The 24,751-nt window shown below is 69.2% G+C and carries 23 protein-coding genes and 1 tRNA gene; 18 read left to right on the top strand and 6 right to left on the bottom strand.

The window, feature by feature from the left end; all coding sequences use genetic code 11:
* Positions 1–15: 15 nt before the first annotated feature.
* On the bottom strand, positions 16–738 hold the full coding sequence (locus ACZ56E_RS22605; protein ID WP_471216708.1) for a DsbA family protein: 723 nt from the start codon (positions 736–738) through the stop codon (positions 16–18).
* Between the two features lie 141 nt (positions 739–879).
* Here ACZ56E_RS22605 and ACZ56E_RS22600 point away from each other — a divergent pair, with 141 nt between their 5' ends.
* The gene (locus ACZ56E_RS22600; protein WP_471216706.1) at positions 880–2,310 is read left to right on the top strand and encodes an NAD(P)/FAD-dependent oxidoreductase; all 1,431 of its coding nucleotides are present in this window, start codon (positions 880–882) and stop codon (positions 2,308–2,310) included.
* 191 nt (positions 2,311–2,501) lie between these two features.
* Entirely contained in the window at positions 2,502–5,666 is a 3,165-nt protein-coding gene (locus ACZ56E_RS22595) for a Tat pathway signal protein (RefSeq protein WP_471216702.1), read from the top strand.
* Between the two features lie 341 nt (positions 5,667–6,007).
* On the opposite strand, the gene ACZ56E_RS22590 is transcribed toward ACZ56E_RS22595, so the two are convergent.
* The 3 genes from ACZ56E_RS22590 to ACZ56E_RS22580 all read right to left on the bottom strand — a co-directional run bounded on the left by ACZ56E_RS22590 (position 6,008) and on the right by ACZ56E_RS22580 (position 9,041).
* Positions 6,008–7,168 (bottom strand): AlbA family DNA-binding domain-containing protein, encoded by a 1,161-nt coding sequence (locus ACZ56E_RS22590; RefSeq protein WP_471216700.1) that lies wholly within the window; start codon positions 7,166–7,168, stop codon positions 6,008–6,010.
* A 416-nt stretch (positions 7,169–7,584) separates the two neighbouring features.
* The gene (locus ACZ56E_RS22585; protein ID WP_471216698.1) at positions 7,585–8,250 is read right to left on the bottom strand and encodes a YdcF family protein; all 666 of its coding nucleotides are present in this window, start codon (positions 8,248–8,250) and stop codon (positions 7,585–7,587) included.
* Positions 8,247–9,041, bottom strand: coding sequence for a GntR family transcriptional regulator (locus ACZ56E_RS22580; RefSeq protein ID WP_358582686.1), 795 nt, complete (start codon positions 9,039–9,041; stop codon positions 8,247–8,249). The genes ACZ56E_RS22585 and ACZ56E_RS22580 overlap by 4 nt, the downstream gene beginning before the upstream one ends.
* 438 nt (positions 9,042–9,479) lie before the next feature.
* On the opposite strand from ACZ56E_RS22580, the gene ACZ56E_RS22575 reads away from it, so the two are divergent.
* From ACZ56E_RS22575 to ACZ56E_RS22515, 13 genes are all read left to right on the top strand, one after another.
* Positions 9,480–9,635, top strand: a complete 156-nt coding sequence (locus ACZ56E_RS22575; RefSeq protein WP_471216694.1) for a hypothetical protein — start codon at positions 9,480–9,482, stop codon at positions 9,633–9,635.
* Positions 9,636–9,759: 124 nt separating this feature from the next.
* Positions 9,760–10,014, top strand: coding sequence for a DUF6284 family protein (locus ACZ56E_RS22570; protein WP_471216692.1), 255 nt, complete (start codon positions 9,760–9,762; stop codon positions 10,012–10,014).
* Positions 10,011–10,460 (top strand): Pycsar system effector family protein, encoded by a 450-nt coding sequence (locus ACZ56E_RS22565; RefSeq protein ID WP_471216691.1) that lies wholly within the window; start codon positions 10,011–10,013, stop codon positions 10,458–10,460. The genes ACZ56E_RS22570 and ACZ56E_RS22565 overlap by 4 nt, the downstream gene beginning before the upstream one ends.
* On the top strand, positions 10,457–11,569 hold the full coding sequence (locus ACZ56E_RS22560; protein ID WP_471216690.1) for a hypothetical protein: 1,113 nt from the start codon (positions 10,457–10,459) through the stop codon (positions 11,567–11,569). The genes ACZ56E_RS22565 and ACZ56E_RS22560 overlap by 4 nt, the downstream gene beginning before the upstream one ends.
* Positions 11,569–11,955, top strand: coding sequence for an RRQRL motif-containing zinc-binding protein (locus ACZ56E_RS22555; RefSeq protein ID WP_471217198.1), 387 nt, complete (start codon positions 11,569–11,571; stop codon positions 11,953–11,955). The genes ACZ56E_RS22560 and ACZ56E_RS22555 overlap by 1 nt, the downstream gene beginning before the upstream one ends.
* 30 nt (positions 11,956–11,985) lie before the next feature.
* Positions 11,986–12,303: a hypothetical protein gene (locus tag ACZ56E_RS22550; RefSeq protein ID WP_471216688.1), complete on the top strand. Its 318-nt coding sequence runs from the start codon at positions 11,986–11,988 to the stop codon at positions 12,301–12,303.
* Between the two features lie 2 nt (positions 12,304–12,305).
* On the top strand, positions 12,306–12,476 hold the full coding sequence (locus ACZ56E_RS22545; RefSeq protein ID WP_471216685.1) for a pRL2-8: 171 nt from the start codon (positions 12,306–12,308) through the stop codon (positions 12,474–12,476).
* A gap of 128 nt (positions 12,477–12,604) precedes the next feature.
* Positions 12,605–14,734, top strand: a complete 2,130-nt coding sequence (locus ACZ56E_RS22540) for an FtsK/SpoIIIE domain-containing protein (protein WP_471216684.1) — start codon at positions 12,605–12,607, stop codon at positions 14,732–14,734.
* A 202-nt stretch (positions 14,735–14,936) separates the two neighbouring features.
* On the top strand, positions 14,937–15,371 hold the full coding sequence (locus tag ACZ56E_RS22535; RefSeq protein WP_471216681.1) for a hypothetical protein: 435 nt from the start codon (positions 14,937–14,939) through the stop codon (positions 15,369–15,371).
* Positions 15,372–15,452: 81 nt separating this feature from the next.
* Positions 15,453–16,313 (top strand): bifunctional DNA primase/polymerase, encoded by an 861-nt coding sequence (locus tag ACZ56E_RS22530; RefSeq protein ID WP_471216679.1) that lies wholly within the window; start codon positions 15,453–15,455, stop codon positions 16,311–16,313.
* A gap of 1 nt (position 16,314) precedes the next feature.
* The gene (locus ACZ56E_RS22525; protein ID WP_471216677.1) at positions 16,315–17,790 is read left to right on the top strand and encodes an ATP-binding protein; all 1,476 of its coding nucleotides are present in this window, start codon (positions 16,315–16,317) and stop codon (positions 17,788–17,790) included.
* 483 nt (positions 17,791–18,273) lie between these two features.
* Positions 18,274–18,477, top strand: a complete 204-nt coding sequence (locus ACZ56E_RS22520; RefSeq protein WP_358582718.1) for a helix-turn-helix domain-containing protein — start codon at positions 18,274–18,276, stop codon at positions 18,475–18,477.
* Positions 18,478–18,541: 64 nt separating this feature from the next.
* Positions 18,542–19,966, top strand: coding sequence for a tyrosine-type recombinase/integrase (locus ACZ56E_RS22515; RefSeq protein ID WP_471216673.1), 1,425 nt, complete (start codon positions 18,542–18,544; stop codon positions 19,964–19,966).
* Positions 19,967–20,012: 46 nt separating this feature from the next.
* On the opposite strand, the gene ACZ56E_RS22510 is transcribed toward ACZ56E_RS22515, so the two are convergent.
* Positions 20,013–20,086: transfer RNA gene (locus ACZ56E_RS22510), tRNA-Thr, on the bottom strand.
* Between the two features lie 213 nt (positions 20,087–20,299).
* Between ACZ56E_RS22510 and ACZ56E_RS22505 the strand changes: the two genes are divergently transcribed.
* The 3 genes from ACZ56E_RS22505 to ACZ56E_RS22495 all read left to right on the top strand — a co-directional run bounded on the left by ACZ56E_RS22505 (position 20,300) and on the right by ACZ56E_RS22495 (position 22,890).
* The gene (locus ACZ56E_RS22505) at positions 20,300–21,436 is read left to right on the top strand and encodes an ABC transporter ATP-binding protein (RefSeq protein ID WP_471216670.1); all 1,137 of its coding nucleotides are present in this window, start codon (positions 20,300–20,302) and stop codon (positions 21,434–21,436) included.
* 236 nt (positions 21,437–21,672) lie between these two features.
* Entirely contained in the window at positions 21,673–22,134 is a 462-nt protein-coding gene (locus ACZ56E_RS22500) for a hypothetical protein (RefSeq protein WP_468612426.1), read from the top strand.
* A 36-nt stretch (positions 22,135–22,170) separates the two neighbouring features.
* Positions 22,171–22,890 (top strand): nucleotidyltransferase family protein, encoded by a 720-nt coding sequence (locus ACZ56E_RS22495; protein WP_468612427.1) that lies wholly within the window; start codon positions 22,171–22,173, stop codon positions 22,888–22,890.
* Positions 22,891–22,972: 82 nt separating this feature from the next.
* Here the strand turns inward: ACZ56E_RS22495 and ACZ56E_RS22490 are convergent, their stop codons facing one another.
* Positions 22,973–24,649 (bottom strand): DoxX family protein, encoded by a 1,677-nt coding sequence (locus tag ACZ56E_RS22490; protein ID WP_468612428.1) that lies wholly within the window; start codon positions 24,647–24,649, stop codon positions 22,973–22,975.
* Between the last annotated feature and the right edge of the window lie 102 nt (positions 24,650–24,751).

Below are 24,751 nucleotides of genomic sequence, written 5' to 3'. Positions count from 1 at the left end.
AGGGTCAGGGCCGGGTCAGGAAATACCCGCCGCCTTCAGCTCCTTGGCGAACGCCGCCTCCTCGTACAGCGCCTCACCCCCGGACTTCTTGCCGTCGATGAAGACGGTCGGCGTGCCCTGGATGCCGTCCTTGCTGAAGGAGTCCATCGCCTCGCCGACCCACTTCTTGTACGTCCCGTTGGTGACCGCCTTGTCGAAGGCGCCGCCGCGCAACCCGTCGACCTTGTCGGCGATCTTCAGCAGGTAGGCAGGGGTGTAGGCGTCGTCGGTCTCCTCCGCAGCCTGGTGGGCGAAGACGGCGGCGTGGTACTGCGGGAACTTGCCCGCCTCCACGGACGCCCGCAGCGCGTTCGCCGCGTTCACCGAGCCGCTGCCGCCGAGGTTCTTGTCGAGGAACGAGGCGATCGTGTACTCGACCTTCACCGTGCCGTCGGCCACCGGCTTCACCAGCGCCCGCGCCCCGCCGTCCTCGAACTTCTTGCAGAACGGACAGCGCGGGTCCTCGTACACCTTGACCGTATGCTTGGCCTTCGGATCACCGACGGTGATGACGCCGCCCTTCACCGACGCGGGCGCGGTGGGCTTCTCGGCGGGCTTCTCGCTGACGGTGCCGCCCTTGCCGTCGTTGCTGCCGTCGTCGTCGGGCCCGCAGGCCGACACGGCCGCCCCGATCAGCGCCACCGCTGCCACCGCGGCTGCGACGCGCCCGGCCTTGCGTCCGGCCTTGTGTACGGCCATGAGTTGAGCCCTCCCAGTTTCGACACGTACCGCTCAAAGCATCGGAATCTACCCGGCCCCCGGCCCGCCGGACGACCCGCCCCGCGGGACCCCGGCCCCGACCCCTGCCCACGGCCCCCACCTGCGCAGTAACGTCCGCCCATGAGCAGCGCGAACAACGGGAACACCACGCACCACGCGGCGGGCACGGTCAATGGCGGCATATCGTTCTGGTACGCCGACGACGGCCTGCCCACGGCCCGCGAACCCCTGACCTCCGACGCCACGGCGGACGTCTGCATTGTCGGTGGCGGCTACACCGGCCTGTGGACCGCGTACTACCTGAAGAAGGCCGCCCCCTTCCTCCGCGTCACCGTCCTGGAGCAGAAGTTCTGCGGCTACGGAGCCTCCGGGCGCAACGGCGGCTGGCTCTACAACGGCATCGCGGGCCGCGACCGCTACGCCAAGCTGCACGGCCACGAAGCGGCGGTCCGGCTCCAGCGGGCGATGAACGACACGGTCGACGAAGTGATCCGCGCCGCCGCCGAGGAGTCGATCGACGCGGACGTCCACCGGGGCGGCGTACTCGAAGTGGCGTACACGCCGGCGCAGTTGGCCCGCCTCAAGGCCTTCCACGAGACGGAACTCTCGTACGGCGAGAAGGACCGCACCCTGCACGGCGCCCGCGAGACGGCCGAGCGGATACGTGTCGCCGGAGCAGTCGGCTCGACCTGGACGCCGCACGGCGCCCGCCTGCACCCGGTGAAACTGGTCAAGGGCCTGGCCGACACCGTGGAGGCCCTCGGCGTCACGATCCACGAGTCGACGCCGGTCACGGAGATCAGGCCGAAGCACGCGGTCACCCCGTACGGCACCGTCCGCGCCCCCTACATCCTGCGCTGCACGGAGGGCTTCACGGCCTCCCTGAAGGGCCAGCGCCGCACCTGGCTCCCCATGAACTCCTCGATGATCGCGACGGAACCCCTGTCACCCGCCCAGTGGGAGTCGATCGGCTGGGAGGGCCGCGAGACGCTCGGCGACATGGCGCACGCGTACATGTACGCCCAGCGCACCGCCGACGGCCGCATCGCACTCGGCGGCCGCGGCGTCCCGTACCGCTACGGCTCGAAGACCGACAACGACGGCCGCACCCAGCAGCCCACGGTCGAAGCCCTGCACGCCGTCCTTCTCCGCTTCTTCCCCCAGCTCGCGGGCGTCCGGGTGGCCCACGCCTGGTCCGGCGTCCTCGGCGTGCCCCGCGACTGGTGCGCCACGGTCACCCTGGACCGCGCCACGGGCCTCGGCTGGGCGGGCGGCTACGTCGGCTCCGGCGTCGCCACCGCCAACCTCGCCGCCCGCACCCTGCGCGACCTGGTCCAACAGGACTCGGGCCAGGCGGGCCCCACCGACCTCACGGCCCTCCCCTGGGTCGACCACAAGGTCCGCAAGTGGGAACCGGAACCGTTCCGGTGGCTCGGCGTCCACGGCATGTACGCCACGTACCACGCGGCGGACCACCGCGAACTGACCACCCACACCACCGAATCCTCCCGCCTCGCCCAATGGGCGGACCGCCTGGCGGGCCGCCACTGAGCACCTACATCTGAAACCGGCCGCCGCCCCTCCAGGCCCGTTGACACACCCCTGTGCCACGATCACCCGGTCCCGATCCCGATCGACCGATCCGGAACGTCCGTACAGCCTGGGGGGGCTCGATGCCTGAACCACGTCCCTGTCCGAGATCCACGAGGTCCAAGAGACCCGCGAGATCCACGCGACCCGCGGTGTCCACCGCGGTGCTCTTCACCCTGACCGCACTCCTCGCCGTGCTCATACCGTCCGCGCTGCCCGCGACGGCCGCCCACGCCGCCGGAACGGAGTGCGCGCCCCTCGCCCTCGCCCCGTTCGGCGACCCGGGCGACGCGGTCGGCAGGGCGACGGTCGCCCCCGACGCGTCCACCTGTTACACCTTCACCGCCACCGAGGCGGGACTCCACCGGATCTCGCTCACCGACAGCGGCGACGAGTCGTACACCCAGGTCCACTCCGGTGGGACAGAGATCGACTGCACCGGCAGCGGCTGCGACCTGCCCGCCGCCGGCGACTACACCCTGAAGGTGGTCAACAACGGCTTCGAGGACGCGAAGACCGCCGTCACCGTCGTGCCGCTGAACGGCACCCGCGGCTGTGCCGGATCCGTCGGCACCTCATGGGACCTGCCGGCCGCCACGCGGACCGTCGGCGGCCCCCTGGAGATCAACTGCCAGCCCTTCGATGCCGAGCCCGGCGACCGCATCCTGCTCACGCACGGCACCAAGGCCCACGACAACTCCAGCGCATGGATCACGGACGCCACCGGCGCCCGGGTCTGCACGTCCGAGGACGACGAGAACAGCTGCGTCCTGGCAGGCAGGAGCCCGTATCGCGTGCTGTCCCGCGTCACGAGCACCGAGGCGGGGTTCCCCACCGAGTACGGCGTGCAGGTCCGCCGCCTGAACGCCCCCCAAGGCTGCCCTTCTTCGCCGGTCCGGCCCTACGGTCCGCTGGACCCCCAGGACTTCACCAAGACGTCCTGCTTCACCGTCACCCCCGAGCGGGCGGGCCGCCACCTCATCGACTCCGTCGACGGCGAAGGCACCACCGAACCCGTGCGCGTGTACGACAGCTCCGGCAAGACCGTCTGCCGCACCACCGAGGAAGGCTGCCGCCTGCCCGCCGCGGGCACCTACACGGCCGTCCTGGGCGGCGCGTCCCCCCTCCACACCCGCCCGCGCGGCCTGATCGTCCTCGACCGCGCCTCCGGACGCGGCTGTGCGAAGGCGGACATGGGCACGCACCGGGGCGAGTTCAGGACGGCCGGACAGTACGACTGCCTGGAGCTGGCCGCGCCCAAGGACGCCCGGGTCGCCGTGCTCACCGCGCTCGGCGGCTCCGGGGTCGACGCCGACGCGGAGCTCCTCGACAGCGAGGGCACCGCCCAGTGCTCCGGCGACGAGCTCGCCGCAGGCGACTGCGCTCTCACCGGCACCGCCCCCTACCGCGCCCTCGTCCACGCCGACGGCACCCCCCGCACCGGCCCGTACACGGTCGCCGTGCACCGCACCGACGCGGGGAACGACTGCCCCGTCCTGCCCGCGGGCAGCTTCTCCGCCGACGGCGCCAAGGCCACCCTCGCCACCGGGGGCGGCACCTTCTCCCACTGCCTGACGATCCCGGCGGACGCCCACACCGGGGCCGAGCTCCTGCATCTGACAGCCACCTCCGGCGCCGTCCCCGCCAAGTTCTCCGTGCTGGACTCCACCGGCAAGCGCGTCTGCGACCGCTACGCCACCACCGACGGCTGGACGGTCTGCTCGCTGACGCCCGGCAAGGCCCACACGGTCCTGGTCACCGGCAGCGACAAGCCGGCCGAGTACACCCTGACGCGCCGCGACGTGACGTCGACGGCGTCGTCCGCGGGCTGCGCGAAGACGACGGCCGCGAAGGTCGGCGGCCCCTACGTGAAGGGTGCGTACGGCGCCCCGGGAAGCATCCGCTGCCACCAGGTCACCACGGCGGCCGACACCGACGTCCTGCACGTCGACGTACGCGATGCCCTCGGCACCGCCAACGTCGCCGTCATGGGCGGCGACGGCACCCCCGAGTGCTCGTTCCGCAACCGCTCCTGCGCGGCCACCGGCAGCACCACCCACCAGGTCCTCGTCCAGGTGCCGTCCCACCTCAAGGCGGCACCCGAGTACCGCCTCGACGCGCTCCGCATCGCCACCGCCGACGGCCCCGCCGCCGAGTGCGCCAAGGTCCCCTCCGTCGCCTACGGCTACGGACCGATCACCGGCACCCTCGACGAGTCCCGCACCGCGGTGTGCGCGGTCCTGCCCACCGTCGACGGCGACCAGTTCGACACGGAGATCACCGACACGACCGGTGCCGGGACGACGGCGGTCCCCGCGCTCTACGACAACAAGTGGACCAACGGCTGCTCCCTGTACATCCCGGACGGCTACGTCTGCGGAGTGCACGAGTCGGCGTCGGCACCGACCAGGCCCTCCCTCCTGGTCCTCGGCCTCCCGGAGAAGGCCGGCAAGACCGCCTACCGCGCCACGCTCAAGTGCTCGTTCGCCCGCTGCGGCGGCGAGAAGGTCACCGTCACCGGCGTGACCCCCACCACCGCGCCCAGCGGCACCAAGCCCACGCTCACGGTGACGGGCACCGCCCTCCACCCCGACTTCACGGTCAAGCTGACCCGTGCGGGCAAGACCCTCACGGCGAAGACGAAGTCGGTGTCGGCCGACAACCGCACACTGAAGGCGACGCTCGACCTGACGGACATCCCCGCCGGCGACTGGGACGTCAGCGTCTACGCGAACGGGCAGTACCAACGCGGAACCTTCACCGTCACCGAGCCGGAGCTGCGCAACACCACCGCCCCGAAGGTGACGGGCACCGCCACCGTCGGCTCCAAGGTCACCGCCGACCCCGGCACCTGGTCGTCCACCCCGTCCTCGTACACCTACCAGTGGAAGGCGGACGGCGAGACCATCGAAGGCGCCACGGCCTCGACATACAAAATCCCGTCGAAGCACCTGGCCGAGAAACTGTCCGTCACCGTCACCGCCCATGCTGCCTCGCGGACCGCCTCCGCGAACTCCGCTCCGGTGACGATCGCCAAGGGCACCGCACCGAAGGCCACGAAGAAGCCGGAGATCAGCGGCACCCCGAAGGTCGGCAAGACCCTCAAGGCCACGAAGGGCACCTGGTCGCCCGCCCCGAGCACGTACTCCTACCAGTGGTACGCAAACGGAACGAAGATCACCGGCGCCACCAAGTCCTCCCTGCCCCTGAAGACCGCCCAGCACGGCAAGAAGATCACGATCAAGGTGACGGCCCACCGCCCGGGCCACCACAACGGCACCGCCACAAGCAAGGCAACGGGAGCCGTCACCCGCTGACCACTACCCCCCTCAAAAACCCCAAAGGCCCAGGCCACCAAAAGGTGACCTGGGCCTTCGCCATACAGAGCCCCCTGTCGGATTCGAACCGACGACCTACGCATTACAAGTTGTTGGATCTTGGTCCGGGGGCGTCTGGGGCTGTCCACGGTGGGGCTTGCGGTCCTGGTCAGGAGGGATGCCGGACGTCGCCGGACATCAGCGGACCACCCCGAAATGAACCGCATTTGAGACCAGGTTTGAGACCACGGCCTCGTGGGCCCGAAGCAACTTTGGTGGGAGTGCCGCTTCGGAGGTAGCGCCGATCACCTGCGCTCTTGGTCCGTCGTAGGCGTCCGTGCTCATTCGTCGCTCTTCGGCGAATTCTGGGCACTCATCGCCCTGTGTGCTAGGAAAGCTCGCCCTGACACCAAAAGTGAATGCACCCATTCGGGGCTCATATACTCCTTGCCAGAATTTCTCCTAACCGGGATCGAGAAGGAGGTGGTTCGAATTTTGCAATCACTGTCATCGATCACGCCCCCCTTCACCACGAAGGGCATTCTCGATTCCTCTTGAGGTGGCACCTGAACCACCAGAAGATCACCATCGACCATCTCTACGACGCTAAACGATAGCCCTTCGATAACCGGAACCACTCTGTCTGCGACAGCTTGCTGATATGTTTGCACATTGATCGAACCGGCCCGGCAGGGTGTGAAGTCAGCAATAATATCGCGCCCACGCTGATCTCTGTTCGTTTTTACCCCTATGACAATCAGGCCTCCAGATGTCGAATTAGCGAACGCAGTAACGTCGCAAGCGAACTCGTGCTTCTGCGCCTTATCGGAAATTCCATAGCTCTGCTTCGCCTCTAGCCAGGAGTTTTCCAGCCTTCCGATCAGGAATGACGCATGCCCGGCCAGAAGCAAAGCAATTGCCCCTTCAGGCGCGTCCGGGTCCATCCTTTCGTATCGAAGTAGCGACTCAATGCACTTGGTGATCTCCACGCAACGGGCCACAGTGAGGTGTGGATGGGGAGCGACAATGATGGTCCATGCGGGAGCATCTTTCGCCCCCGCGCAATACTCGACGCTTTCGACGCCCCCTAGAGAATGGCGTATATACTCCCCCGCACGATCGAGCATTCTCTCCTTTCTATCCGTATACGGGAAGTCTACCCCCAGGTGTAAACGCAGGCCGGGCTCCTCCAGCGTGAAAATCAGCGAAGTTGTGCGAATCTGCGAAAGATGATCGCCCCGCTGGAGTCTTTTTAACTCCCAGTCACTCAGCAAATTGAAATCTTCCGGTTCATACTCAATTAAAACGTCAAACTCACCCTCTTCCGCCCTCTTCTGTTCACCCATTGCGGCCTGCATGCCCTCCCGTAGGGAATCTAGGGTCACGCCTGCGACGTCGTGCAACGAGGCCCAAAAAGCATTAGTTTCCGGGTCTCTTTCGATAAGCGTGCCGTTGGAAACGCGGATTACATCGCGTTTATCTCGGTAGGCGCTGCGTTCCAAGATTTGCCCCCTTCCCCAGTCATGCTGACATAAGAAACGACGCGGCGAAGGAGCTTATGTTCAAGTCTTCACGGGTCGAACGCCAAACCATGAGGTCGGTGGAGCGGCGGGCGGAGCTACTTCGGGGGCGAGTGATCATGGATCCGCAGGCTTCCGGCGGTTCGGGCAGTCTGGGGACCTGTCCGCTGAAGACGACCTTGAGGCCATGATCGTAGAGGCCCACCCCAAGGGGCTGCGATTAACGGTGGAGCCGACCGCCCCGATCGCAGAGGATGTTTTCCCCTTCTGCCCGTAGCCGCCGAGCGCGGATAGGCCCAGGAGGCAGGCCGCGCCGCAGAGGCGACGCGTGCCCATGCCAAGCGCGGGCCTTGATTGAGCAGGGAAGTTTCTGTCGCGCCAAGAGGGGGCGTCGGCAGTTAACCTCCGGTCACGCTGTCCGGCAAGAGCCGGCTGGTGAAGCCTGCGTTGCGTAGCCGCCCATAGGCCGCCGCAACATTCTCGGGGGCCGTCTGCTCGATCATGAACCCCTGCCGGGGGTACACCATGAGTCGCTGTTGCGCTCCGACCAACATGTCGATGACGAGGCGCGCGTCCCCGATCGAATCGACGTACTCGGCAAACCCCATGGGCGTTGACGCGCTCACCCACTCGACTTCGGGCCAGAGCTTCCGCGCCGTGGCGTAGGCCCGCCGTTCCTCATACGGCTTGCTGACCAACAGGGCCGACGAGACAGGAACGCCCCGCTCTTCGAGCAGAGCACGAGAGAAGCGGATGTTCTCGCCCGTGTTCCGGGCGCGCGGCTCAACGAGGATGGCGCCCGCAGGAACCCCTAGCTCAATCGCCCTCTCTCGGTAGTGTTCGGCCTCGCCCCGAGGCATGCGCTCGCGAGTCGTGCGACTCGTCGCCCCGGTGAAGACGATGAGCGGCATCATCCCGCGCCGGTACAGGTCGACCGTGGTGTCGGCCACCCCCAAGTCATGGCTGCCGAGGCCGACCGCCACGGAGCAGGGGCGCGGTTCATGGCCCATCTGCTGGAAATCCCAAAGCCGTTGCGCGTCCGCCCACGCCTGCGTAGAGATCACTGGCTCTCGCCTTCCGCGTTCGCCGAGTCGGGCACCTTGAAGTCGTAGGACCACGAGAACCGTGTTGCCGCGTGAACCCCAATCGCGTACTCCACCACGGTCCCGTCTGCGGTGTACGTGGTGCGGTGCAGCTCCACCACCCACTCCCCGGGCGAGAGCTGGAGGAGCTGAACCTCATCCGCGGTCGGGGTACGCGCGAACAGCTCTTCCTTCATGTGGTCGATCTCGTACCCGGCGTCGTACAACACGCGGAAGCCACCGCCCCGACCCGCAGGGCCCGGGGTCGGGTCTACCAACCGTGTCCCCTCGACGTGCTCGGGTCGGTAGTAGCTGGTCAGCGTGTGGGTCGGCTGCGTCCCCTCCTTCACGAGGCGGGCACGCGCATAGACCTCAGCACCGTCGGGCAGCCCGTGGGCTTCAGCTACGGGTGCCGGCGCCTTCACGCGGCTGACCTTCTGAGTCTGCTCGTTCCTGCGATAGGCGCGGCCGGACGCCACTCGGTCAGCAATGAAGGCGACTTCGTCGCCATCGCGCCACTTGGCCTTGTCGTATCGAGCGATCCCCAATCGCTTCAACGGGGTCTGCTGTCGCACGACGGTGCCATGCCCGCGAGACGAGACCACCAGCCCTTCGGCCTCCAAAGCCTTGTACGCCGCATGGACGGTGGACTTCGATCCCTCGCCCGCCTCCACCAGCTCCCGGATGTGCGGAAGCTGCTGGCCAGGTGCGTACTCACCGCTCCTGATCCGCTCCGCAAGCCGGTCCGCCAGCTCTCGCCACTTGGGTGCCACGCAGAACTCCTCTCGACGCGTCCCAGTGAAACACAGTCCCAGGACTGTTGACAGTCCCAGGACTACGGGTGCATTGTCTTCTCAGGCCGCTCGCAGTCCTGGGACAGCGAGTCGGGACGGCCCTCTTTGGGTTGCTTCTGGCCAAGTCGGTTCGGGATAGCTCGCCTTCACCGGGGCCCCGCGCTGGTAGTCGCTTGAGAATTCAACAGAGTGCCCAACCCAGCCATCTGCTCACGGATGGTCGATGGGTTGGAGGTCAGTCCGCCCCACCTCGGCAAGCAAGAGGGCGGGCGCGCACGGGTTCTGTCCCGTGCGCGGTACAGCGCACTTCAACCCACTCCGCAGCTCGACTGCTGCGGCCGGTTGCCTCCGTTGCTCGTCTCGCACGAGCAGCGTAGAGGGGAGCCGGAAGGACCGGCCCACATCGAGGAGAAACACATGAGTGATCAGAACCGCACCGTGTTCTTCGGCGACAGCAACGTCACGTTCGGCGGCGACATCGTCCAGGGCGACCAGGTCGGTGTGTCCGGCGGTGTCGTCTTCGGCGACGTGGTCATGGGTGGCGGTGCCTCCACCGACGCCGACGACGAGTAGAAGACCCCGCATCCTCGCCGCGCTACTTCCCCGCGCGGCGTCCACCACAACGGCGCGCGCCCCCGGAGCGGACACTCCGGGGGCGCTGTAGGGCCGTTGCCACCTGCTAGGGAGAACACGACCCATGAAGTACATCGCTGCACTTCAGGCCGCCGTTACCGGCGACGAGCCGACGGCCGCTGAGCTGGACGCGATCGAGCGGGAGATGCCCCTCATTCAGGCGGGCATCGAGCTGCTGGACGCGGAGATCATCACCCTTGACCGCGTCCCGAACGAGGTCGACGAGCGGCGCATCCGCCGGGCCCGCCGCAAGGTGCTCGCCGCTCGCCGCTCGCTGGCCAACACGACCGCCACGGGTGTGATGGGGGTGGGCGCGTGAGTGCCATCGACGCGAATCTGACGGCCGCGCACGCCGAAGTAAAGGCGGAGATCGCGCGTACCGACACCAAGACCAGTCTGCTGCGCGCCTTCGTCGGTGCGCTGCTGGCCGGTACGTGGACGGTCGCCAAGGACGCGTCCCTGTCGGTGCCCGCCTGCGTGGCCGGCGCTGTGGGGATGGCGTTGCTGCTCGCTGCGGCGGCCCTGTTGCTGTCGTCGGTGCGCCCGAACCTTGGCGGTCGGCACGGCTTCCCGCTGTGGGCGACGCTGAGCGCTGAGGAGATCACCGCCGAACTCGCCCAGGACCAGCGGGCACGGGACATCGCCGGACTCTCCCGGATCGCGGTCAAGAAGTTCACCGGCCTGAAGCGGGCGGTCGACCTGACCCGCGCCGGCGGGGCCATGCTCATCGTCGCCGCGCTCATCACGGCCGGGGGTGCGCTGTGAAGGCGAAGACCGTACTGCCGGCCGTCACGCTGACGGCTGTGTCCATGGTGCTCACCCTGGCCGTGGTCGTGATGTGGCTCGGGACGGCAGTGCCGTGGCCGGTCGCCCTGATCGTCGGTCTCGGCATCGACGGAGGATGGCTGGCCACCCTCGCCTACGAACGTCGTCTCGCTGCGCAGGGCGACCACAACCGTGCCGTGACCGCAGTCGGCTGGTCCTTCGGCCTCCTGGCCTCCGGGGTTCTCATCGCGCACGCGGCCAGTGCCGAGCACTCCGGCGCGTGGCTGGCCGTGGCCTGGCTACCGCTCGCCGCGAAGGCCCTGTGGCTAGTGCACGGCCTGTGGGAACGTACCGCGCTCACCTCCCGTGCGCTTGACGCCATCCAGGGCATCCAGCAGGAAGCACGCGACGAAGCGGCCGTGGCCCGCGCCCGTCTGCGGGCGGAAGCGGCCACGGAGGAGACGCGGTTGATGGCCGTGACGGCGGCCGGGGCACGCGTCGCACGCGTCCAGGCCAAGACCGCCCGCACCCTGTCCGGGGCGTGGTCGACGCTGGAGACGGCCCGCAAAGGTGAGGAGACGGGCAGGGCGCTGACCAGCGTGACGGCACCCGTCACGGCCCGCTGGGAGCTTCCCGTGTGGGGCCCGACCGACCCGGTGCCCACACCGATCGCAAATGCGGAGGAATCTACCGGGATCGTGAGCAATCGGTCTATGGCTGACCTCGGGGTATCGACCCCGGAGCAGGTGACCGTGGACCGGGTCCCAATGCCCGACCCCGTGCCGGTCGGGTTCCTGAAGTCGACCCTCCCCCTCAAGCCCGCGCCTTCGATCGATCCGGCCCCGGTCGCGCCGATCGAGCCCCGCGCGGTGGCAGCGGAGTCGGCCCGACCGCGCCGCGCCACGGGCCGTGTCCCGGCGGTGGCGAAGTCGACCCGCCCCAAGCGCACCCCGGAGCAGTTGCTCGTCGAGGCGCGCGCCGTGACGGCCGACTGGCCGGACGCGAAGCTGACCGGTGAGGGCATCCGCCGTGCGGTCCATACCTCGCCGGCCAATGCCCGCGTGCTGCGCGAGGCGCTGCGGGCGGAGCGTGCGAAGGCGGTGGCGTGATGCCCACCGCGTACGCGAAGTGTTACGACCCCTCCGGCGTGCGCTATGGCCTGCCCACCTACCCGTGGAAGTTCGCCCCCGAGGGCTTGGCCACGCGCCGGCAGCTTCGGGCGCGGGGTCTGCGTCCGGGCGGTCAGCCGATCGTCGCGCAGCTCATGCGCCGCTCGCGCCGCCGCAAGTCCGGCGCGGCCATCGCCTACCTCTACCGCGTCGACCGCGCGCTTCCGGTGCGGCCGATGACCTCGCGCAGGTGTGGGGCGCTGGCGTTGGCGATGCTCGCCCGCCGCACCTGCCCGGTCTGCGGTGTGGTCTACAGCTACTGCCTGCCGACGTCGCTCGGTATGTGCGTGCTCTGCGCCGACCGCGCCCGCATGACTACTCCCTGATCAGGCACGTTCCCCGCTGAGGAGAGATCTATGGGTAAGCCTGACACGCGTCGCCTGGACCGCGAAATCCGGCAGACCACCCGCATGCTCGAAGCCGTGCGGCAGCGGCAGTTGTGGCCGCTGGACGGCCGCGAGCGCCGGGCCATCCTGGCCGCCGCCACCAGCGGCTCCGTCGCGGTGGTGCGGCACAAGAGCACCGACCGCGCCGACAACAAGGCCGACACCACCTGGAGTGCCGCCGAGGCTCGGTTGAACGCGGAGATCATCGCGTTGCAGACCGAGCGGCAGCGCATCGTGGACGAGAACGCGCAGGCCAAGGCCGCTAAGAAGTCCTCGGGGTGGTGGTGACCATGGCCGTCAAACCGGTGCCCCCCGGCGAGTGCCCGCAGTGCTGGCAGCACGCCTACGACAAGAGCCATCACAGGCATTTGAAGTGGAACGAGGACTGCCCGCAGTGCGTGTCCCACATGGTCAGCGGCTGCCCCGTCCTCACGCCCAAGAAGCCGTCCCGCTGGTGGTGACCACGCCTACTGCGTGACGCGCGCTCGCTCGTCTCGACTGCCCGGGGCGGCCGTCCGCTGCGGACTGGCCACCCCGGGCCCCTCGCCTTCCCGCCCCCGCGTGTGGGGCAGTCAGGAGCTCATTCCTCATGAGCGGCAACGTCGTTCCCCTGCACAAGAACCCCGACCCGCCCACCACCACCGAACCCGGCCCGAACCTCACCGTCGTCCCCGATCCCGCCCCGGCTGCGCCCGTGCCGTTGTGGGTGCGCTCCGGACGAGCGGTGCGCCGGATCGTCATCGACGAACGCACCCGTGAAGCGGGCAGGGTGGCGGTCCGCCACAGCATGTACGTGATCGGCGGCACCCGTATCGTGACCCGCCGCGCCTGGGACGGCCGCACGGGTGCCCGCTACGAACGCCTCCTGCGCGCCGCTGAAGCCGCGGGAAACTACGAGGTCGCCGCGGAGTGGGAAGAGCGGCTGCAGCGCTTCCGCGAGGCGCGGCACCGCCGCCGCATGGACCTGCTCCACTCCCCCGTCGATGTCGCCAAAGGGCTCGCGGTCGGTACCGGGGCGGGCATCGGCTCACTCGTCGGGCTTGGCGTGGTGCTGGCCATCGCGAACGAGGACGTGGGCGACGTCCTCACGCCGTTGATGGCGGTCATCGAGTTCATCCGCCTGCTCATCACCATCGTCTCCGTCGTGTGGGGGCCCGCGCTGCGGGTGGGCCCGTTGCTGGCGCTGCTCGCGCTGTGGAGTGTGGGCCGTCATTCGCAGGCCGCGCCGAGTTGGGCCCTTCCGGCGAATGTCCGGTCGGGCGAGGGTGAACCCATCACGCCCTCGATCGTCGTCAAGGCCCTGCGGGATCTCGGAGTGTCCGCGCTGCGCAACGCCATCAAGGAGATGGGCGACGCCGGCGCGGCCATGCTGGGCCCGATCCGGATCGCCGGATGCGGCGTAGAAGTCGACGTCATGCTGCCGTCCGGGGTCTCCACGGTGGAGGTGCAGCAACGGCGCCGCAAGCTCGCGGAGAACCTGACCCGACACGAGCACGAGGTGTTCATCACCATCCCCGAAGCCGCCCGCACCGTCCGGCTGTGGATCGCGGACTCGGGTGCGCTGGATGAGCCGATCGGCCCATCTCCCCTGGTCACCGACGAAACGATGACCGCCGACTACACCAAAGGCCGCGCCCCCTGGGGCCAAGACCTGCGCGGCGACGCCGCCGCGCTCAGCCTGTATCAGCGCCACCTGTTGATCACGGGGTTGTCCAACCAGGGCAAGACCGTCGCCCTGCGCTCGCTCGCCCTGTGGCTGGCGCTCGACAAGTCGGTGCAGTTCCTCATGGGCGACCTCAAGGGCGTGGGCGACTGGGCCATGTTCGACGGCCTCGCCTCCACGCTGATCCAAGGCCCGACCGACGAGCACGTCATCGCGGTCACCGAGATGGTCGAGGGCGCGGTGGAGGAGATGAACCGCCGCATCCAAGCCCCGCCCGGCACCACCTTCCCGCCGCTCATCGTCATGGTCGACGAAGCGCAGGTGGCGTTCATGTGCCCGGCCATCGGCGACGACAAGCGGCCCTACGGCGGCTCGAAGGCCAAGTCCCGATACTTCATGGCCGTCCGCAAGATTCACAACCAAGGCCGCGCCGTGAACGTGCTGATGTGGCAGGGCACTCAGGACCCGACGAACGAGAACCTGCCCAAGCTGGTTCGCGAAGGCGCCCACACCCGCGCCTCCCTCGCGTTGGGCACCGAGCAGCAGGCCCGCATGGCCCTCGGGGACAAGGCCGTTGACGGCGGGGCCGCCCCGAACTTGCTGCGTCCGGGACTGGACCGGGGAACCCTGGTCGTCGCCTCCGACGGCATCGCCATCCCGCAGGGCCAGTCATCGATCACGGTGCGCACGCACTACCTCGACGACGACGCGGCCAAGGCCATCACCGAGCGCGCCAAGGCACTGCGCGACGGGATCACCACCCTCCACGCCATCGACCGGGGCGAGCAGCGCGACCCGCTCGCCGACATCGCCGACGTGTTCGGCGACGCCCCGCGGCTGCTCACCCAGGACGTTCTCAAGCGGCTCACCGCGCTCGACGCGGACGCCTACGGCAAGTGGTCGTTCGTCGACCTCAAGCGCGTCCTGCACGGCACCGACGCCGAACCGTACAAGTCCGACGGCCGCATGGTTGTGGGCGCCGACCGCGTCCGCCGGGCCCTGGCCAACCGTCCCGAGGACGACGCTGCGGACGATTCCATTTCCCCCATCGACTAGAGGGAGCCGGACCGCTCCGGGCCAGGGAGGCAGGGAGAACTCCCTAACCGCCTCCCTACCCCGCCTCCCTGGCCCTGACCTGCACGAATAATCGTGCAGGGAGGCAGGGAGGCACCGCAGGTCAACCCCCTGGAACCCCCTCCACAGCGCCCCCGGCAGGGGGTGCCTCTGCCTCCCTGAACGCTTGATGAAGGGATTCCGCATGTACCCCGCCACCACCCCCAAAGCAGGCGCCACGGGCGCCGGTCTCAGCGAAGCGCAGGCCGAAACCGAGGCGCGACGGATCATCGCCGACGCCTACCGCGACACCACCCCCGTCGCCCAGCCCGGACGCCCCCCGATGAGCCAAGGGGCCACCGACGCCAGCGTCCTCCTGCTCACCGGCGGCGCCACCACCGTCATGGTCGGCGGCACCGCGGGCGCGCTCATGTACGTCTCGCAGTTCGCCGACCCGATCGTCTGCGGCCTCGTCTTCGGCGCCCCCACCGCCTTCCTGCTCGCCCTCGCCCGCCTCGCCCGCCGGGCCAAGCCCGCCCCCGAGATCCACCACCACTACGAGGGGCCCGTCCACCAGGATCAGCGCACCGTTCACAGCCGCACGAGCGGCGTGTGGGCCAAGACCCACAACCAGCCGTAACGCCAAGGGCGGCCCCCGTCTCGGCAAAGTCCGGGGCCGCCCTTGTCACCAGCACTTCTCACAGAACTGGAGACACCCAGCATGACCCAACCGACTGACATTCGGACAGACCACCTGCGCACTGCCCTCGACCTCGCGGCCTCACAGATTCCTGCCATGCCGCTGCGGGCGGGCAAGGTCCCGTTCGGCAACTGCCGCCGCTGCACCGACAACGCCTGCGGCGGGCGGCCGAACATGAAGACCCCCGGGCCGTGCGCCTGCCCCGGTCCCTGCCACGGATGGGCCGCCGCGACCACCGACCCGGACGTCATCACCTCCGGTCCCTGGCGGCGCGCATGGCTGCGCGCAAGCGCGGTCGCTTACCACCCCGGCGGGGCGGGCCTGACGGTGGTGGACCTGGACCACGCCGACGCCATCGCGTGGGCCCGCAAGCACCTGCCCGCCACGCAGACCGTGCCCACCACGCGTGGTGAGCACTGGCTCTACCTCGGTCGGATGCCGTCCGCCAACACGGTCCGCCCCGGCGTGGACATCAAATCCACCATGGCCTACGCCCGCTGGCTCGGCTTCGGTACCAGCACCATGACCGCGCTGCCGGACGCCGCGCGCCAACTGGCCACGAAGGCAGCCCCGATGGGCCGACCGGTGCCGCACACCGCCACCGCGTCCGCGCCGGTCGGGGGCGGGGCGTGCCCGCACCGCACGCCCACCTACCTGGAACGCGGTATCGCGATGGCCGAGCAGCGCATCACCGAGGCCGTCAGCAGTGTGCACGCCACCGTCTACCGCACCTTCCTGGCCGTGCTCTCCACGCACGGCCGCTGCGGCTGCCTCACCGACGCCCACGTCGGACGGCTGTTCACCGCCGCGCAGGCCAAGGGCGAAACCGTCCGGCACTGCACGGATGCGTGGGCCAACGCCCGTTACGCGTTGGGGCTGTGACATGGCCGAGGACGACAAGAACCCGGCCCGCGAGGTCATCACCGACTACGCGCAATCCCACTTCCGGTACTTCCGCACCGCCGACGGCACCGTCTACGCGCAGAAGAACGGCCACCCCGTGGCCCGTCCGATCCGCTCCCAGGGCACCACCGGCAGCCACCGCCAGGAGCTCATGGTCGGCCTCTACCGGGACGGGTGCGGCGTGTTCAACGGCACCGCATTGAAGGAGGCGTTGGACTTGATCGAAGCCCTCGCGCTCACCGAGGACGTGCAGCCCGTGCACATCCGCGTCGCCCCCGGTTACGACGGGGCGACCTGGTTGGACCTGGGCCGCGATGACGGGCAGTCCGTGCGCATCCACCCGACCGGGTGGGACATCGCCGTGCCCGACCCGCGTGAGGTGTGCTGGCGGCGCACCCAGCTCACCGGGGAACTGCCCCTGCCGGCCAAAGACACCAACGGCAAAGGTATCGACCTCTTGATGCGGCTGTGCAACTTCGCCACCGCCGAGACCGAATGTCTGGCCATCGCCTGGCTCATCGGCTGCCTGGGGCCCGACGTGCCCGTGCCCGCGCCGTTCCTCACCGGACCGCAGGGTGCGGGCAAGTCCACCGGGGGCCGCATGCTCGTGCGGATCGTCGAAGGCATGAGCGGGGATCTGCGCCGGGCCCCAAAGGATGAGGAGAACCTGATCGCGGCGGTGGCGGCCGGGTGGGTCACCGCCCTGGACAACCTCTCCCACATGACGCCGGACCTGTCCGATGCGATGTGCTGCATCGTCACCGGCGCCGAGAACGTCAAACGCGCCCTGTTCACCGACGGGGACGTCTTCCGCGTCGGCTACCGTCGCCCCCTGCTCTTGACGGGTATCGACGTCGGCGTCATCCGGCCCGACCTTGCCGAACGGCTCCTGCCGCTGCGGCTGGAGCGTCCCCGGGTGCGGCGCACCGAGGCGGAACTGTGGGCGGAGTACGCCGAAGTGCTGCCGGTCGTCCTTGGCTCGCTTCTGGATCTGACGGTCAAGGTCCGTGCAGCCGAGGCGGAGACGCCGACCGATCTACGGATGGCGGACTTCGCGCACCTGTGCGCCCAGCTCGACGCGGCCACCGGTCTGGGGGCGCTGCCCGCCTACCGGGCCAGCCTGGACGACCTCAACGACGACGTCATTGAGGGCGACCTGCTTGCGCAGACCGTCCTCAAGCACGCCGACAGCCTCGAACCGGGCGCGGCGCAGCGCATGACGTCCACGGAGTGGCTGCACTGCCTCAGCGGCCTCTACAGCGGCGAGGACTTCCGTCCCCTGCCTAAAGGATGGCCGACCACCGGAAAAGTCCTCTCCGACCGCCTCAAGCGCCTCCAGCCCACCCTGGCCGCCCGGGGCGTCCTCATCGACTCCGGGCGCACCAGCGAAGGCCGCTACCTCGAAATGACCCGCGCGGCAGCCCCGGCGCCGCACGAGCAGAAGCGGGCGTTCTGACCACCGCGGCTCGTTCGGACAAGCAAGAGGAGCACCCGGCACCGCGAGGCGTGCTCCTCTTGCTGTTCGGCGGCTTGCCGCCGCTCAAAGGTCGCGCCGCGAAGGCGGCTCCTTCTTCACGCTTGAAGCGGCACCGCACCACCACAGACACCACCCCCTCTTTGTCCTAAGAGGGAAGACGCTGCGTCATCTGCGTCATACGGACGGAAAAACGGCCCCCGACCTGCGGATACGGCCATGACGCAGACGGCCGAGCCTGCGTCATCCTGCGTCATCTGCGTCATGGACCGCGTCACGGATGACGCAGCCCATGACGCGCCGATGACGCACCCCCACACCACCGCGTCACCCAAAGCCGCAGGTCAGAGGACCGCATGACGCTGATGACGCAATGACGCAGAAATCCGCACCTCGGACAGACACGGGCCACGGCCCGAGCTCACCCGCGAAGGCATCAACGAGCTACCCAGGAGGCACCCCCGGATGAGCACCGCGATCGCTGCCCCCGTCGACCGACTTCTGTACAAGCCGGAAGAGGCGGCCGAAGCACTCGCCATCGGCCGCTCCACCGTCTACGAGCTGATGGCCGAAGGCGCCCTGAAGTACATCAAGTTGGGCCGCACGCGACGGATTCGGCGCTCTGACCTCGAAAGCTACGTGGCCAGCCTCGCCCCGCTGCCCCACTGACCCGAGCACGACCTGAGGCGCCCATGAGCTTCCCGCTCGGGGCGCCTCCCGCATGGAGGAGCCCATGAGCCCCCGCAAACCCAACAACGAGTCCTCCATCTACTTCGGCTCCGACGGATGGTGGCACGGCCGCGTCACCATGGGCGTGAAGAACGACGGCAGCCCCGACCGGCGCCACCGCCGAGCCAAGACCGAGCCGGAGATCAAGCGCAAGGTCAAAGAGCTGGAACAGCAGCGCGACCAAGGCCGCGTTACCAAGGCCGGGCGCGCGCCGACCGTCGCGAAGTGGATGGAGACCTACCTCACCGACATCGCGAGCCTGAAGCTGAAGCCGCGATCCCTCGACGACTACTGGTCGAAGACGCGCAACGACATCATTCCGGGTATCGGGCAGCACCGGATCGACAAGCTTCAGCCTGAGCACTTGGAACGGATGTACCGTGCCATGCTCGACGCCGGGCACGCCCCCTCCCACGTGCTGAAGGTGCACCGCATCCTGTCCCGGGCCCTGAAGATTGCTCTCCGTCGCCGCATGATTAGCGAGAACGTCGCCACTCTCGTGGACCCCCCGAGCGTTGATGAGACCGAGGCGAACCCCTTCACCCAGGAGGAGGCCAAGGCGTTCCTCGAAGCCGCCGTGAGGCGACCGACGTTCATGCGGTGGATCGTCGGTGTCGGCATGGGCTTCCGGCAGGGCGAAACACTCGGCCTGCGCTGGCCGTACGTCGATCTGGAAGCGGAGCTGTTCCACCCGCAGTGGCAGCTTCAGCGCCTCACCTGGCGACACGGCTGCGACGACCCCCACGCTTGCGGAGCACGCCTCCACCGCCTCGATCCGTGTCCGCCGAACTGCACCCGGCACAAGGGCTACAAACGGGGCTGCCCGACCCCCTGTACCAAGACGTGCACGAAGCACGCAAGAGCCTGCCCCAAGCGCAAAGAGGGCGGGCTCGTCTTCACCCGCCCCAAGACGAAGAAGAGCACAAACCCGGTCCCGATCCCGTCTGCGTTCATCCCGTACCTGCTTGAGCACCGCGCAGCGCAGGAAGAGATGCGGCGCGAGGCAGGGGTGCTGTGGCAAGAACACAACGTCGTCTTCTCGCGGCCAGATGGCCGGCCGCTGGACCCGCGCGAGGACTGGGAGGAGTTCAAGGAATTGCTCGCCGAAGCGGGCATTGATGACCGTCGCCTCTACGACGGCAGCCGTCACACCGCGGGCACCATCCTCAACGAGCTCGGGGTGGACATGCCCACGATCATGGAAATTCTTCGACACACCCAGATCAGCCAGACTCGCCGCTACGTGAAGGGCCGGTCTCACCTGTCGAAGGACGCCATGCGCCGTATGGGCGAGACCTTCATGCCGCCCATGTCCGTGATCTTGCCTCGTATGGGAAGCAACCCGGTGGAACCCGGCCCTACTGAGACCAGAACTGAGACCCCCGACACCCGCGCCGCCCGTGCCCGCCGCCGACGCCGCATCCGCTGAACAACGAAACCCCAGCTCAGAGCGATCTGAGCTGGGGTTCCAGCGGAGCCCCCTGTCGGATTCGAACCGACGACCTACGCATTACAAGTGCGTTGCTCTGGCCATCTGAGCTAAGGAGGCATGCACACCGGAGGTGCGCCGGACGTGCTCGAGCAGTGTAACCAACCCCGCCCGTACCCCCGTCGAAAATTTCCTCGAAGGTCACGGCGCCGCGACTACTGACAGACCGCTGAAGCCCGGGGTACGGTCACGAGCAGTTCACTCAGGTGGACTACACCACTCCCTCTACTCGGATCGTCCGGCACGTTCCTGCCGGTGAAGGGGGCCCTCACCATGGCCACTGTTACGTTCGACAAGGCGACCCGCATCTACCCGGGTGGCGACAAGCCCGCCGTCGACGGGCTCGACATCGAGATCGAGGACGGCGAGTTCCTCGTGCTCGTCGGCCCGTCCGGCTGCGGCAAGTCCACCTCGCTCCGCATGCTCGCGGGGCTCGAGGACGTGAACGCCGGCGCGATCCGCATCGGGGAGCGCGACGTCACGCACCTGCCGCCGAAGGACCGGGACATCGCCATGGTGTTCCAGAACTACGCGCTCTACCCGCACATGACCGTCGCCGACAACATGGGCTTCGCCCTGAAGATCGCCGGCGTCAACAAGGCGGAGATCCGGCAGAAGGTCGAGGACGCGGCGAAGATCCTCGACCTCACCGAGTACCTCGGTCGCAAGCCGAAGGCCCTCTCCGGTGGTCAGCGTCAGCGTGTCGCCATGGGTCGCGCCATCGTGCGTGAGCCGCAGGTGTTCCTCATGGACGAGCCGCTCTCCAACCTCGACGCCAAGCTGCGCGTGTCGACTCGTACGCAGATCGCGTCGCTCCAGCGCCGCCTCGGCATCACCACCGTGTACGTCACCCACGACCAGGTCGAGGCCATGACCATGGGCGACCGCGTGGCCGTGCTGAAGGACGGGCTCCTCCAGCAGGTCGACTCGCCGCGCAACATGTACGACCGGCCCGCCAACCTCTTCGTCGCCGGCTTCATCGGCTCCCCCGCCATGAACCTCGTCGAGGTCCCGATCACCGACGGCGGCGTGAAGTTCGGCAACTCCGTGGTTCCGGTGAACCGCGAGGCGCTGTCCGCCGCCGCCGACCGCGGCGACCGCACGGTCACCGTCGGTGTCCGTCCGGAGCACTTCGACATCGTCGAGCAGGACGGCGAAGCCGTGAAGTCCCTCTCGAAGGAGACCGCGGACGCCCCGGCCGGCCTCGCCGTCTCCGTGAACGTCGTCGAGGAGCTCGGCGCCGACGGTTACGTCTACGGCTCCGCCGAGGTCGGCGGCGAGCACAAGGACCTCGTGGTCCGTGTGAACGGCCGCCGGGTCCCGGAGAAGGGCGCCCAGCTGCACGTCGTGCCGCGTCCGGGCGAGACCCACGTGTTCTCCACGTCGACGGGCGAGCGTCTCAGCGACTGACGCCCGGCCTCCCCCGTTTTCCCGAAGGGCCCCGCACGCCGCGTGCGGGGCCCTTCGCGTACGCCCAACCGGACTCCCGGAGAAACCCCGGAAACCCTCTCGTTGTCGACAAATACCCCGGCACATCGGTCATTTCACCTGAGGGCGTCAACACCGCATCAGAGAAACCCACTTCCCTGTCGCTCGACCGGGTGACTAAATGTCGCCAAATCATCACCTAGCGCTACGCTCCTCGCGTGACGCACTCCGCCAACTACACCCAGAAGCCGCGCCGAGCCCACCGGGGCCCCGCCCGCCGCATCGGCCGCACGCTCGCTCTCGTCCTGCCCGTGATGCTGGTGCTTTCCGGGACCCTCGCGGTCACCAGCGTCAACTGGTCGGGGAACTCCTCGGACTCGATGCTCACCGCATCCGCCGACAACCTCTCCAAGCCCGCCAAGTCCCGCGCCCCGCAGGACATCCTGCGCGACCGTCTCCTCCTGGAACTCCAGGAGAAGAACCCCGGCGTCGCGCTCACCCATCTCCAGCAGGAGGTGAACCGCCACCCGTCGCTCGCCCGGCACTGCGCGGCGATCGCCCGCGCGCTCGGCCGCGCCGCCGTGCGCGTGTACGGCCCGACCCGCGCCCAGTCGTACGCGAGGCCCGTCTGCGACACCTCCTTCGCGACCGGCGTGGCCGCCGCCCACCAGAACGGCTGAGCGGGCCGACGCGCGGCGCCGCGTAGGGTTTCCAGCATGACCACGCTGAAGCCCACGCAGGCTGTCGTCCTGGCCGGAGGCCAGGGCTCCAGGCTCCGCCCGTACACCGACGACCGGCCCAAGCCGATGGTCGAGATCCCCGGCACGGGGACCCCGATCATCGGCCATCAGCTTGCCTGGCTGGCCGAGGAGGGCGTGACGGACGCCGTCGTCTCCTGCGGGCACCTCGCGGAGGTCCTCCAGGAGTGGCTGGACTCCGCCGACCTCCCGCTGAACGTCAGCACGGTCGTCGAGAAGGAGCCGCTGGGCCGGGGCGGCGGCCTCAAGTACGCCGCCCGGCACCTGCCGCACGCGGACCAGCCCTGGTACGCGACGAACGGCGACATCTGGACCCGCTTCTCGCTGCGCGAGATGGCGGCCTTCCACGCCGAGCGCGACGCCACCGCGACCCTCGCCCTGGCCCGCCCCCGCATCCCGTGGGGCGCCGTCGAGACGGACGCGTTCGGCCACATCACGGACTTCATCGAGGCCCCGCCGTCCCCGTACCTCATCAACGCGGGTGTGTACGTCTTCTCGGCCTCCTTCACCGCGCTTCTGCCGGACCTCGGCGACCACGAGCGCACCACCTTCCCGCGTCTGGCCCGCGAGAAGCGCCTTGCGGGCTACCCGCTGCCGCAGGGCGCCTACTGGCGCGCCATCGACACCGCGAAGGACCTCACCGAGGCCGCCAAGGAACTGGCCGCCCAGGGCCGTTGAGCGTCCGTACGGCGAAGGGGCCCCGCACACACGCTGTGCGGGGCCCCTTCGGCGTAGAGGAGCAGGGGGAGCTCCGGTTCGCTCAGCGGCCGAGTACGCCGCCCAGCAGGCCGCGGGGCCTCTCCTCGGCGCCACCGCTCGTGCCGCCGCCGGAGGTACCCGCACCGCCCGAACTGCCGCCGGTACCGCCGCTGGACGACGGCCCCGCGGTCGTGGCCGACGGCTGCTGCGGCGCCGACTGCTGCGGCGGGGCCTGCCCCGCCGTGCTGCTGCCCTGCGGCTGACTGGGCCGCCCCGCCCCCGTGGAGCCGGTCGTGCCCGTCTCCCGGGTGGCCGTGCCCGGCGCCGTGGCGCCCTGCGTGGGGGTGGCGGAGCTGCCCCGCGTCGGGGTTCCCGTCGAGGCGGACGGGGACTGCGACTGGCGCTCCTTGCGCTTCTTCGCGGGGTCCTGGGGCAGCGGTGAGCCCGGCAGTTCGTTGCGCGGCGGCTCGCCGGGGCCCGGCACGGTGACCCGGTCCGCGTCGCGCACCGCGCCGCCCAGCATCGACCCGATGAGCAGCGTGACACCGACCACGACGGCACCGATCAGGCCGCCGCGCCGCAGCACGCGCCGCCGCAGGTCCCAGATGTCGACGCGCGGGCCGAGCGTGCGCCAGGCCTCGCCCGCGAGCCGCCCGTCGATGGAGTAGACGGGTGCGCCCGCGATGATCAGCGGCGACCAGGCGGCGAGGTAGATGATGTCGGGCGCGTCGTACGCCGGAACGGTCTTCCAGCTGACGGTGACGATGAGCGCCGCCGAGAGCAGCACGCCGATCGAGGCGGCGACCCGCTGCCAGAGCCCGAGCACGGTCAGAACGCCGACGACGACCTGGAGGAAGGCGATGCAGAGCCCGGCGCCCACCGGGTGCTGGAGGGCGAAGTCGCGCAGCGGCTCGGCGAGCGCCCAGGGGTGCAGCGAGTTGAGCCACTTGACCATGGAGCCGCGCTCGCCGCCGTCGAAGTAGACGGGGTCGCAGAGCTTGCCCATGCCGGCGTAGATGGAGATGAAGCCGAGGAAGACGCGCAGCGGAAGCAGGACGACGCCGAGGTTCATCCGGCGGCCGGGGTAATAGGCGTGCCGGACGGGGTCGGAGCCGTGTCTGCGGACCCGCTCCTCGCCCTCGCCGCGCTCGTCGTCGTACGCGTCGTCATAGGCGTCGTCGGCATCGCCCGCGTAGTCGGCGTACCGGTCCTGCTGGGCGAGCCGCTCGTCGTAGTCACTGCCGGACGGCCGCGTCCGCGGCAGCATCCGCGTCCCGGACTCGGGGACGCGCGGCCCGATGACGGCGGGCGTCTCGACGGTCTCGGGTCCTTCGTCGATGCCGACGCGCGGGATGACCTGCGTGGCGCCGCCCTCGTCGTAGGGCCCTGCCTCTTCGGCCGAACGGAGCATGCCGCTGCCGCGCACGGCCTGCAGCAGTCTGATCGCGCCGGTGTCGTCCGGGTCGGACTTCCCGCTCCAGACGACGGGCGCGCGGCGCTTGGCGGCCGCGCCGACGGCGGGGATGCGCACCGTCTCGTCGGGCGTGCCCAAGTGCCGTGAGATACGAGGGGATTGAGTGCGCCCAGCGGCGGGAAGCTGCACGCGGAAACTCGCGTGATTGACGATGACCTGCGCCGGGTCGCTCGGCACCTTCACCATGCTCAGCGCGGGAGCATCGTCGAAACCTGACGAGCTTCCCCCTGTGGGAGTGCGGGGTGTTCTGGTGTCCACACTCATCTAACCGAGTGATGTGTGTTTAGGACACTGCTTTGTCCACGGGGAAATGTCCGGACCGCGTCAAGAGACCCCCGTCAAGGGATCACACGGCCCGGACATTTG

Source organism: Streptomyces sp. NPDC039480, assembly GCF_055597165.1.
The sequence above is the reverse complement of the archived record's forward strand: the minus strand, read 5'-3'. Positions and strand labels throughout refer to the sequence as shown.